The sequence below is a fragment of the Sphingobium sp. CR28 genome (assembly GCF_052327305.1).
Taxonomy (GTDB): Bacteria; Pseudomonadota; Alphaproteobacteria; order Sphingomonadales; family Sphingomonadaceae; genus Sphingobium.
In genome coordinates, this window is the sequence record NZ_CP182486.1 from 897851 (window position 1) to 909159 (window position 11309).

General features: G+C 63.5%; 14 protein-coding genes. 4 read left to right on the plus strand and 10 right to left on the minus strand.

From position 1 onward, the window contains the following. Positions 1-28 precede the first annotated feature (28 nt). From ACNAOH_RS04210 to ahpF, 3 genes are all read left to right on the plus strand, one after another. A complete protein-coding gene (locus tag ACNAOH_RS04210; protein WP_443971518.1) occupies positions 29-205 on the plus strand; it encodes a DUF3606 domain-containing protein in 177 nt (58 codons plus the stop codon). 169 nt (positions 206-374) lie between these two features. Next, a complete protein-coding gene (gene ahpC / locus ACNAOH_RS04215; RefSeq protein ID WP_443971519.1) occupies positions 375-938 on the plus strand; it encodes an alkyl hydroperoxide reductase subunit C in 564 nt (187 codons plus the stop codon). Between the two features lie 167 nt (positions 939-1105). Beyond that, a complete protein-coding gene (gene ahpF / locus ACNAOH_RS04220) occupies positions 1106-2692 on the plus strand; it encodes an alkyl hydroperoxide reductase subunit F (RefSeq protein ID WP_443972041.1) in 1587 nt (528 codons plus the stop codon). 59 nt (positions 2693-2751) lie between these two features. Here the strand turns inward: ahpF and ACNAOH_RS04225 are convergent, their stop codons facing one another. After that, the gene (locus ACNAOH_RS04225; protein WP_443971520.1) at positions 2752-3525 is read right to left on the minus strand and encodes an SDR family oxidoreductase; all 774 of its coding nucleotides are present in this window, start codon (positions 3523-3525) and stop codon (positions 2752-2754) included. A 119-nt stretch (positions 3526-3644) separates the two neighbouring features. Between ACNAOH_RS04225 and ACNAOH_RS04230 the strand changes: the two genes are divergently transcribed. Continuing rightward, the gene (locus tag ACNAOH_RS04230) at positions 3645-4547 is read left to right on the plus strand and encodes a LysR family transcriptional regulator (RefSeq protein ID WP_443971521.1); all 903 of its coding nucleotides are present in this window, start codon (positions 3645-3647) and stop codon (positions 4545-4547) included. 12 nt (positions 4548-4559) lie between these two features. Here the strand turns inward: ACNAOH_RS04230 and uvrC are convergent, their stop codons facing one another. From uvrC to ACNAOH_RS04275, 9 genes are all read right to left on the minus strand, one after another. Next, positions 4560-6494, minus strand: a complete 1935-nt coding sequence (uvrC, locus tag ACNAOH_RS04235; RefSeq protein WP_443971522.1) for an excinuclease ABC subunit UvrC — start codon at positions 6492-6494, stop codon at positions 4560-4562. 41 nt (positions 6495-6535) lie between these two features. Beyond that, positions 6536-7732: an MFS transporter gene (locus ACNAOH_RS04240; protein WP_443971523.1), complete on the minus strand. Its 1197-nt coding sequence runs from the start codon at positions 7730-7732 to the stop codon at positions 6536-6538. Between the two features lie 138 nt (positions 7733-7870). After that, positions 7871-8473, minus strand: coding sequence for a F0F1 ATP synthase subunit B family protein (locus tag ACNAOH_RS04245; protein WP_443971524.1), 603 nt, complete (start codon positions 8471-8473; stop codon positions 7871-7873). Further along, positions 8466-8957 carry a F0F1 ATP synthase subunit B family protein gene (locus ACNAOH_RS04250; protein WP_443971525.1) on the minus strand — a complete coding sequence of 164 codons (492 nt, stop codon included), beginning with the start codon at positions 8955-8957 and terminating at the stop codon, positions 8466-8468. Before ACNAOH_RS04250 ends, ACNAOH_RS04245 begins: the two co-directional genes overlap by 8 nt. A gap of 95 nt (positions 8958-9052) precedes the next feature. Next, positions 9053-9280: a F0F1 ATP synthase subunit C gene (locus ACNAOH_RS04255; RefSeq protein ID WP_214621556.1), complete on the minus strand. Its 228-nt coding sequence runs from the start codon at positions 9278-9280 to the stop codon at positions 9053-9055. Between the two features lie 47 nt (positions 9281-9327). Beyond that, positions 9328-10113, minus strand: coding sequence for a F0F1 ATP synthase subunit A (locus ACNAOH_RS04260; protein ID WP_443971526.1), 786 nt, complete (start codon positions 10111-10113; stop codon positions 9328-9330). Between the two features lie 47 nt (positions 10114-10160). After that, positions 10161-10487 (minus strand): AtpZ/AtpI family protein, encoded by a 327-nt coding sequence (locus ACNAOH_RS04265; protein WP_443972042.1) that lies wholly within the window; start codon positions 10485-10487, stop codon positions 10161-10163. Between the two features lie 215 nt (positions 10488-10702). Further along, on the minus strand, positions 10703-11113 hold the full coding sequence (locus ACNAOH_RS04270) for a YdbL family protein (RefSeq protein WP_443971527.1): 411 nt from the start codon (positions 11111-11113) through the stop codon (positions 10703-10705). Continuing rightward, entirely contained in the window at positions 11110-11271 is a 162-nt protein-coding gene (locus ACNAOH_RS04275) for a YnbE family lipoprotein (protein WP_443971528.1), read from the minus strand. Before ACNAOH_RS04275 ends, ACNAOH_RS04270 begins: the two co-directional genes overlap by 4 nt. Between the last annotated feature and the right edge of the window lie 38 nt (positions 11272-11309).

The following is an 11309-nucleotide window of genomic DNA, read 5'->3' on the forward strand; positions in this document are numbered from 1 at the left end:
GAGCAGCGGATCGGAAAGGAGAAGCCCTATGAGCGATAACAGGAACGATCGCGGCCCGCGGGATGCGACGCGGGTCAATCTGACCGAGGACTATGAAGTCCAATACTGGACGAACCGGTTTGGAGTTTCGGAAGATCGGCTTCGCTCAGCCGTGGATAAAGTGGGTGTCAGCGTTGACGCGCTTGCGGAGGAACTGAACGGCTGATCGGTATCGAGCGTGCGGCACCGACTGCAATCGATAAGGCGATCAGTCCAGACGGCATTGATCGAGCAATACGATCAATGTCCGCAGTTAAACCTGTTGGATTAATCAGTGGCGACGCACTATCTCGCCTCTACCAGTTTCAACCCAACGGCAAAGGAGCCACCCTCTCATGGGCATTATCGGAAGCAAGATCAAACCCTTCACTACGCAGTCCTACTATCAGGGCAAATTCGTGGAGGTGAGCGACACCGATACGGCCGGCAAATGGGCGGTGTTCTTTTTCTACCCCGCCGACTTCACCTTCGTTTGCCCGACGGAGCTGGAAGACCTTGCCGACCAGTATGAGACGCTGAAGGGTCTGGGCGTCGAAGTCTATTCGGTCTCGACCGACACGCACTTCAGCCACAAGGCATGGCACGACAGCTCGCCGGCGATCGGAAAGATCAACTACCACATGCTGGGCGACCAGAATCACACCATCGCCAACAACTTCGGCGTGCTGCGTGACGGCGTGGGCCTTGCCGACCGTGCCACGTTCGTTGTCGATCCCGATGGTGTGATCCAGGTGATGGAGATCACATCCGAGGGCGTCGGCCGCAATGCCGAGGAACTGGTCCGCAAGATCAAGGCTGCCGTCTACGTGCGTGCCCACCCCGGCGAGGTCTGCCCCGCCAAGTGGGAGGAAGGTGGCGAGACGCTCGCGCCCTCCATCGACCTTGTCGGCAAGATCTGACCTTAATTTTACCTCTGTCGGAGCCGCTCCCCCTTTGCGGCTCCGGTCTGGCCGGGCGGCGCCCCTCCCACACGTCGCCCGGCACCCCTTCCGCAACCTTCATCAGCGCGACCGACGCGAGGCAGCTTTGCTTCGCGACTGGCGCCTGACGCCCGCGAGACATGACCATGCTTGATGCCGCCACGACCACCCAGCTGAAGACCTATCTCGGCAATCTGCGCCGGCCGATCGAACTGGTCGCGAGCCTGGGCGACGACCCCAAGTCGGCGGATATGCGCCAGCTTGTCGAAGAGATCGCGGCGGCTTCCGACAAGGTGAGCGCGCGGTTCGACGGCACGGACGCCCGTCGGCCTTCGTTCGCGATCCGCGCGGATGGCGGGAAGGCTGAGGCCGTGTTCGCGGGCCTGCCGATGGGCCATGAGTTCACCTCTCTGGTGCTGGCGCTGCTCCATGTCGGCGGTCATCCCCCCAAGGAAGACGCCGAACTGCTCGATGCCGTGCGCGCGCTGGAAGGCGACTATCACTTCGAGACCTTCTTCTCGCTCACCTGCCAGAACTGCCCGGACGTCGTGCAGGCGCTGAACATGATGGCGGCGCTCAACCCGGGCGTGACGCATACGGCGATCGACGGAGCGCTGTTCCAGCAGGAAGTCGAGGCGCGCAAGGTGATGGCAGTGCCGACCGTCTATCTGAACGGCGAGCCCTTCGGCCAGGGCCGCATGGATCTGGCGCAGATCATGGCGAAGCTGGACAGCGGCGCGGTCGCTCGCGCTGCCGAGAAGATCGCCGCCAAGGAGCCGTTCGACGTGCTGGTCGTGGGCGGTGGCCCCGCCGGTGCGGCCGCCGCGATCTATGCCGCGCGCAAGGGCATTCGCACGGGTGTCGTCGCCGAGCGTTTCGGCGGGCAGGTGCTCGACACCATGGCCATCGAGAACTTCATCTCCGTGCCGCACACCGAAGGGCCGAAGCTCGCCGCGCATCTGGAGAGCCATGTGAAGGACTATGACGTCGACATCATGAATGTGCAGGCGGCGGAGATGCTGATCCCCGGCGGCGCCAACGGCTATCACGAGGTGAAGCTGGCGAGCGGGGCGAACCTGAAGGCCCGCACGGTCATCCTCTCCACGGGTGCGCGCTGGCGGCAGATGGGGGTGCCGGGCGAAGACGAATATCGCAACAAGGGCGTGGCCTATTGCCCGCACTGCGACGGCCCGCTCTTCAAGGGCAAGCGCACGGCCGTAATCGGCGGCGGCAACTCCGGCGTGGAAGCGGCGATCGACCTCGCCGGGATCGTCGCCCATGTCACGCTGATCGAGTATGACAGCCAGCTGCGTGCGGACGCCGTGCTGCAGGCCAAGCTCTACAGCCTGCCAAATGTGAAGGTCATCACATCCGCGCTGACCAGCGAAGTGCTGGGCGACGGCGACAAGGTGACGGGCCTGATCTACAAGGACCGCAACCATGGCACGGAGCACCAGATCGAGCTGGAAGGCATTTTCGTGCAGATTGGGCTCATCCCAAACAGCGAATGGCTGAAGGACGCCGTGGCGCTCAGTCCGCGCGGCGAGATCGAGGTGGATGCGCGCGGCGCGACGAGCCAGCCGGGCATCTTCGCGGCCGGCGACGTGACGACCGTACCCTACAAGCAGATCGTCATCGCAATGGGCGAGGGTTCGAAAGCCGCGCTCTCCGCCTTCGATCATCTGATCCGCAACAGCGTGGAGGTTCCGGCGCAGGCCGCCGAAGCCGCCTGACCGCGAGAAGAAAGCGAGGAGGCTCGTGATCGGGAGCGATCACGGGCCTCTTCTGCGCGTCACTTCGTCGTGTAACCGCCATTGACGAGGATTGTCTGCCCGGTCATCCACCAGCCGTCCGTCACGAGAAAACGGACCCACGGCACGATATCCTCGATATGAGTAAGGCCGGTGGGGGTGAACGGCGAGAGCGCCGCCGCCGTCTTGTGATAGGCAACCGCTTCCGGGCCTTCCGCCGGATAGAAGAAGGGCGTGTCCATCGGGCCGGGGCCGATCGCCGTCACCGAAATTCCGCGCTCGCCGAACTCCTTGGAGGCCGCCCGCGTATAATGCTCGACAGGCGCCTTGGTCCCCGCATAGCTGGAATAGAACGGCGTGTAAGCGCCCAATAGCGAGGTCACCAGCGTGCAGACCTTGCCATTATCGCTCACCGCCTTGCCCGCTTCCTTGAGGAAGAAGAAGGCGCTCTTCGAGTTCACCGCGCTCATCTCATCGAACTCTGCCTCGCTGATCTCGACCATCGGCTTCTTGAGCACCTTGCCGACAGTGTTGATCGCAATATCGATGCTGCCCATCGCCGCGAGCGCGTCGGCAAAGAGCTTTGTCACCGCAGCAGCGGTCGTGAGATCAGCCTGAAAGGCGAAGCCATCGACACCCAGCGCCTTGATTGCCGCGACGGTCTTTTCCGCCTCTGCAGCGCTCGACGGACTGTTATAATGGATAGCGACCGCCTTCGCGCCCTTGGCGGCAAAGTCCGTGGCGATGAGGCCGCCGAGATTCTTGCCGCCGCCCGCGACGAGAACGGTCTTACCCTTGATGCTGTGATCGGCCATGTGAATCTCCTTCATGACTCGTCGCAATGCGAGTGCACTGCCACTGACCGGCACTCTACTATCCAGCACAGTGCGATAAACTGGTGAAATTTGATTTCACTTGTCAGATAGTGAGAACAATGGACCGGATAGACCTCTTCCGCATCTTCGTTCGGGTCGTCGATTGCGCGAGCTTCACGCGGGCGGCGGACACGCTGGCTCTGCCTCGCTCTTCCGTCTCCGCCGCGATCCAGACGCTAGAGGCACGGGTGGGCACGCGCCTGCTCCACCGCACCACGCGCCGCGTTGCGCCCACCCACGACGGCACCGCCTTTTACGAGCGCTGCAAGCGGCTGATCGCGGATGTAGAGGACGCAGAGGGCTTGTTCCGGCACTCGGACGAACAGGCGGCCGGGCATATTCGAGTCGATGTGCCGGGGCGGATTGGACGCCTCATCGTCGCGCCCGCCCTCCCCGACTTTCTTGCACGACATCCCGGCATCTCGGTGACGCTGGGCGTGACGGACAGGGCCGTCAATATGGTCGAGGATCGTGTAGATTGCGCGCTGCGGGTCGGGACGCTCAGCGATTCAGGGCTGATCGCGCAATCGGTAGGCGACTTGCCGCTCATCAACGTTGCCAGTCCGGATTATCTGGCGCGACATGGCATACCCCTCTCTCCCGAAGATCTGGCCGGCCACGAAGCGGTGCTCTATGCCTCTCCCTCGACAGGCCGCGTCGAAGACTGGGAATGGGTGGAGGGGGACCAGGTCCACACGATGCCACTACCCGGTCGCGTTACCGTGAACAGCGCAGAGGCATACATCGCTTGCTGCCTTGCGGGCCTCGGCATGATCCAGATTCCCGCCTATGACGTGAAGGCCGATATGCTCGCTGGCCGACTGGTAGACCTGATGCCCGATCATCGCCCCGAACCCATGCCGATGACATTGCTCTACCCACATCGCCAGCATCTCTCGCGACGGGTCCAGCTCTTCGCAGGCTGGCTGGGCGGCCTGATGCGCGAGGCAACCGCGCCCTGAACCGCTGTTCTTTCAACCGTGGAAATAATCGTAGACCGTCTGCGCCACAGCGGAGGAGACGCCCGGCGCGCGCTGGAGATCATCAAGACTGGCGTTGCGCACGGCCTTGGCCGTGCCGAAATGCATGAGCAGCGCTTTCTTGCGCGCAGGACCAATACCCGGCACTTCGTCCAGCGAGCTGACCGTGAGCGCTTTCGCCCGCTTCTGCCGGTGGGCGCCGATGGCGAACCGATGCGCCTCGTCCCGCAGGCGCTGGAGATAGAACAGCACCGGATGATTGAGCGGGAGCGTAATTTCCCGCCCATCCATGAGGTGAAACACCTCGCGGCCCTCCCGGCCATGATGCGGCCCCTTGGCGATACCGATCATGCAGACATCCTCGATCCCCATGGTCTCCAGCACCGCGCGGGCGGCATTGAGCTGGCCCCGTCCGCCATCGACGAGGACAAGATCGGGCCATTCGCCTGACTCGCGTTCGGGATCTTCGCTTTCGGCGCGAGCGAAGCGCCGCTCAAAAACCTCGCGCATCATGCCGAAATCGTCGCCCGCTATGGTCTCGGCGCGCTTGATGTTGAACTTGCGATAGGCGGACTTGCGGAATCCTTCCGGCCCCGCGACCACCATCGCCCCCAGCGCATTGGTGCCCTGGATATGGCTGTTATCGTAAATCTCGATGCGGTCCGGCGGGCCGTCCAGTCCGAAGAGATCGGCCATCTCCGTGAGGATCTGCCCTTGCGCAGTGGATTCGGCCTGACGGCGTTCCAGCGCCTCGATCGCGTTGCGCTGCGCCTGCCGGATGAGCTTCATCCGCTCGCCGCGCTGAGGCACCTCGATGCGGACCTTGCGCCCCGCCTGCTCGCTGAGCGCCTGCGCCAGCAGCGCGCTCTCGGCGGGCTCGCGATCGGCCAGCACCAGCCGGGCCGGCGGCACTTCCTCGTAGAACTGCGCCATGAACTGCGTGAGCACCTCATCCTCGCTCACATCGTGCGTATGGACCGGGAAGAAGCTGCGATGCCCCCAGTTCTGCCCGCCTCGGATGAAGAAGGCCTGGATGCACATGCCCCCGCCCTTCCCCGCCAGCGCGAAGATGTCCGCATCGCCCAGCCCCTCGGCGTTGATCGCCTGACTGCCCTGAATGAAAGTGAGCGCCTTCAGCCGGTCGCGGTAGACGGCGGCCATCTCGAAATCCATGGCCTCCGCCGCCGCCTGCATCTGCGCGCCGAGCTTGGCCTGAACCTTCGTGGACTTGCCGCCCAGAAAATCCTGCGCGTCTCCGACAAGCTCGGCATATGCATCCTCGCCGATGCGCCCTACACATGGCGCAGAGCAGCGCTTGATTTGATAGAGCAGGCAAGGCCGGGAGCGATTGGCGAAGAAACTGTCCGTGCAGGAGCGCAGCAGAAAGAGCTTCTGCAATGCATTGATCGTGCGCGTGACCGATCCGGCGCTGGCGAACGGGCCATAATAGCGCCCCTGAATCTTCTGCGCACCGCGATGCTTCTGGATGCGCGGAAAAGCGTGATCCTCCCGCAGCAGGATGAACGGGAAGCTTTTATCGTCGCGCAGCAGCACGTTGTAAGGCGGACGGAAGCGCTTGATGAATTGCGCCTCCAGCAGCAGCGCCTCGGCCTCGCTCTGCGTCGTCACGATCGTCATGGAGCGGGTCTGCGCGACCATGCGCTGCAGGCGGGCAGGCAAACGCTCGACCTGCGTGTAGTTGGTCACCCGATTGCGCAGTGCCCGCGCCTTGCCCACGTAAAGCACGTCGCCCCGCGCATCGAGCATACGGTAGACGCCGGGCCGGGTAGGCAATGTCGCAAGAGTCGCACGGATCGCGGCGACGCCTGCCTCGATATCCGGCGCGCCGGAGCCACGCACCGTGTAGGCCGCGCGCTCCTCATTGAAGCGATCCGGCGCGGAAGGACCATTATTGCCGTGGGAAGACATGGCCGCGAGATAGGGCCTCACCGGCGCAAAACAAAGTGGGATCAGCAGGCCGCCAGCGCAACGGCCCGGCGCCGGTCATCCAGCACCGCGATGCCCAGCATCACCAGACCGCCCAGCGCGAGCAGTGCGCCCACCCAGCCTGTCGAGGCCCAGCCATAGCCGGCCGCGATGGCGAGGCCACCGAGCCACGGCCCCAGCGCATTGGCGAGATTGAAGGCGCTGTGATGCAATGCGGCTGCCAGCGTCTGCGCGTCTCCCGCCACGTCCATGAGGCGAGTCTGGAGAACGGCGCCCAGCCCGCCGCCACATCCCACGAGGAAGATAGCCAGCGATAAGGTGACGATCTGCCCCGCGCCTAGCCAGTAAAACAGCAGCGCGGCGGCACTCCAGACAAGCAGGCCTGCCGCTGTTGGAATGAGCGCACGATCCGCTGCCCAGGCCGCACCAAGATTGCCCAATGTGAGCCCAACGCCGAAGATGGCCAGCACGAGCGGAACGAGCGTGGCGGAGACATGAGTGACTTCCAGCATGGTCGATGCGACATAAGTGTATACCGCGAACATACCGCCAAAGCCGATGGCACCGACGCTGAGCGTGAGCCAAACCTGCCTGCGCTTCAATGCGCCGAGTTCTCGCAGCGGGCCTGCTCCCTCGGCCGGTCTGTCGAGCGGCGCGAACCGCCAGACAAGCAAGGCCGTGGTGGCTGCAAGCACGGCGACGACGCCGAAGGCCCAGCGCCAGCCCACCGCATAGCCCAGCCAGTTGGCGAGCGGCACGCCGATAATCGTGGCGATCGTCAGCCCGGTCAGCACGCGGGCGACAGCCTGCGCGCGCTTGTCCGGCGGGACGAGTGAGGCGGCGAGGAGCGACGCGACCCCAAAATAGGCGCCATGCGGCAGGCCACTCAGGAAGCGGAAGAACAGCATCCAGTGATAGGTGGGCGCGAGCGCGCTGAGGCCATTGGCAAGGGCAAACACTGCCATCAGACCGATGAGCAGATGCTTCCGAGGGAACTTCGCCCCCATCACCGCGAGAAGCGGCGCGCCGACAACGACGCCGAGCGCATAGGCGCTGATGACATGCCCGGCTGTCGGGGCATCGATACCCAGCCCTGCCGAGAAATAGGGCAAGAGGCTCATCACCGCGAATTCAGCCGTGCCGATGGCGAAGCCGCCCATGGCGAGCGCGAACATCACCCAGCCGGGATGAATGGGAGAGCGTGAGGATTTATGCTGCATCGCAACACACATAATATCTAACCCCGTGCGGTGCCAGTGCTGGATGAGCAGGCGACTGCGCAGAGATTGCATCCTGCACAAAAGAAAAAACCGGCCGGATCACTCCAGCCGGCTCTTGCCGTCTCCAATGGAGAAGGCTCAGTGCGCGGTGCCCACCTTGGCGATCACCGCATCAACCAGGCTCTGGTCGGCCTTTGCATCGTGATGCTGGGTAATGAGCGCGGCAGCGGCAGCCGTCGCGGCAGAGGCTGCACGTGCCCGCACATCGGCAACGGCGGCACGCTCGGCCGCTGCGATCTTCTCCTCGGCCATCTTCTTACGGCGAGCGACCAGCGCGGTCGCCTCCGTCCCGGCATCGACGAGAAGCTGCTTGGCTTCTTCCTCGGCGCTTGCACGCATCGCGGCAGCGTCTTTCTCAGCGGACGCGATCTTTGCCTGATACTCGGCCTTAAGCGCTTCCGCCTCGGCGCGAAGCCGCGAGGCCTCGTCAAGCTGTTCGCGGATTTGGGCAATCTTGCTGTCCAGCCCCTTGCCGATGAGCGAGGGCACCTTCTTGATCAGCAGAATGAGAATGAAAACCGCCATGGCTAGGCTGACGAACTGGCCCGGGCCAAGCCCCATGAATGCCAGTTCCCCATGCGTCTCTGCGCCATGCGCGACGAGCGCCTGCGTATGATCGGCATTGGCAAGGTTCTGCGCCACTTCGGCAGAACCGGGGCTCAGATGTTCGCTATTAGCCATTGATCGCTGCCTTCACTGCCTGAAGCGCCGCCGCAGGGGTAACGCTTGTGCCCGCAACGCGCAGCACCATTTCGGACGCGGCGTCCGCCGCGACAGCCTCGATCTCACCCATCGCCTTGGTACGAGCGGCTGCAATTTCAGCCTCCGCACTGGCAATCTCGGTTGCAATCGCCGAATCCGCTTTTGCCAGCGCATCCTCACGCTGCTTGGCGGCCTTCGCCTTGGCCTCGGCCATAAGCGTCTGCGCCGTACTCCGCGCCTCATTCTCTCGGGCACGCCACTGTTCTTCCAGCGCGTCGGCGCCTTCGAAAGTGGCCTTGGCCGCCGCGAGATCACCCGCGATCTTCTGATCCCGCATGTCCACGGTCGACTGGACTTTTGGCACCATGCCAAGGCCGATGACGAAGAAGACGAAGCCGAACGTCACCAGCATCCAGAAGATCTGAGACGACCAGACTTCGGCAAGTTGCGCGATTTGAGGCATGGAGCTTCCGTTTACTCGATCGTCCGGACCGAGCCTGCCGGGACTGACGCCAGCGTCAGCCTTTCGGCGGGCTCAGGCCGAATGATGTGTCGCTATTAGGCGACGAAAATCAGGATCATCGACACGACGAACGCGAGCAGACCGAGAAGCTCGGCGGCCGCGAAGCCGATGAAGAGACGGCCCTGCTGACCGTCAGCCGCACCCGGATTGCGCAGCGCGCTCTCAAGGAACGAGCCGAAGACATTGCCCACGCCCAGCGCGGCCATACCAGCGCCGATTGCAGCGAGACCAGCACCGATGAGCTTTGCAGCTTCTGCGTCCATGATGATAACTCCTTTTCTAAACTCTATGATAATGTTGGATAAAACAGTCAGTGCAGATTGACGGCGTCGTTGATGTAAAGCGACGTCAAAAGCGCGAACACATAAGCCTGGATAACCGCGACCAGCAGCTCAAGGCCACTGATGCCGATCATGAGCAGGAAGCTCGGCAGACCAATCAGCGCACCCCAGCCGGGACCGGCATTGGCGCTGTTGATGATGAAGCTGGAGAGCACCTCAAGCAGGATGTGGCCCGCCATCATCGCCACGAACAGTCGCAGGCCAAGGCTGAAGGGGCGCACCATGAAGGACACCAGCTCGATCAGCGGAATGAGCGGAAGCAGCCAGGCCGGCGTGCCGTGCGGCACGAACAGCGAGAAGAAATGGAGACCATGCTTCCAGAAACCGACGATCAGCACGATAGAGAAGGACAGGATCGCCAGCACGCCCGTCGCGGTGAAATGGCTGGTAAAGGTGAAGGCATGGCTGCCGACGAGACCAAGCGGGAGAAGGCCCAGCAGGTTCGCCACCAGAATGAACATGAAGAGCGAGAACACGTAGGGCACGTAGGTCTTGCCCGCAGGACCGACATTCGCGGTCAGCAGATTGTCGATGAAGCCGGTCATCGTCTCAACGGCCATCTGCCAGCGGCCGGGCACGAGCTGACGCTTCATGCCGAGCGCGACGAAGGCCCACAGGACGACAGCCGTGAGCACCATCCACAGCGCACTGTTGGTAAAGGCGATATTGTAACCGCCCAGCGACCAGTGACCGGTGCCGAACAGCGGCTCGATCGTGAACTGGTGCATCGGGTCGATCTTGCCGGATTCTGCCACGCTTGCTCAGCCCTTTACGTTCATTTGCCTTCCCGACGAAAGCGCCCTCACTTGTCGGGGCGCTTGCTCGAGAGCCTGATAATGTTCCTGAATGCCACCACTATTCCAAGGAAGAGCAGCACCAGCAGGAGCCAGGGTGACGTGCCAAGCAACCGGTCCAGGACCCAGCCGATCAGCGCGCCGCCAGCAGTGCCCCCGATGAGCTCTCCGAGAACGCGATTGCCGAGGCGGTAATTCTCATCCGCCGCGCCGACCTGCGTAGTCCCGGTTCGCTCCGCCTCGACCTGCTGGGCACGGGCGAGCCGGTCCTGCAGCGACGCGATGCGCGCGTCTTCGTCGATGGGGTCCTGCCCGGGTTGAGTGTCTGGCGTCATCGGTCCGGCCTCCCCCATGCCCGAAAAATCGAGCATTTGTTTCTGGCCGACCCTTGGAACGCCTTTGCCGCCCCCGTCAAGGCGCGGCCCGTGTAGAAAGGGGATGGCGGGAAGTCAACCGCGCCCTAACGCGCCGTGGGACCGACGGAAAACCGCCCATCCCCAAGCGAGAGAAGCGCCGAATCGCCCGCGGGCGACCGCCCGATCGGTTCGCCTCAGCCCGCCGTGGCGCAATAAGCGGGCAGAGCAATGGGATCAGCGCCCTTCACCTGCCACGGGCCATCGCCGACACGATAGGCCTGACCCTGCTTCACTCGGCCAGCCAGTGTCTGACAGCCGGTCGCTGCCGCGACATCCGCGACAGTGACGCCGCGCTTGGCGGCAAGATCCGTGTAAGCCGCGCGGCGCTTGATGTTGATCGCATCGACCGCGCCCCGGATATCGCCCGAAACGCTGCCCTTGATTCCCAGATAGCCGTCCGACTGCTCACCGACCGTGCCGGCGGCCATCGCGGCGCTGACTGCGGCGTCCTGCGCGAAGGCGGGCGTGGACCGAAGCGCCACGCCAGCGGCGAGAGCGACGCCGGCAAGGGCGAGAGCGGAGAAGAGGATTGTCTTGCGTGTCATTGCGGGAAAAGCTCCGGATTGTTCTGGATGAGATCCTTTGCGTCCTGCTGGAGACGCACGACCACTTCCTGCTGGATCTTGACGTTCAGGTTAATCTCTATCGGCTTGTCCGGTGCCTGCACCTGAATGCAACCCGACACCCCCACAAGCGTGCTCATGACCAAGGTCGTCCTGCTGCCGATAATCGCCAATCGTC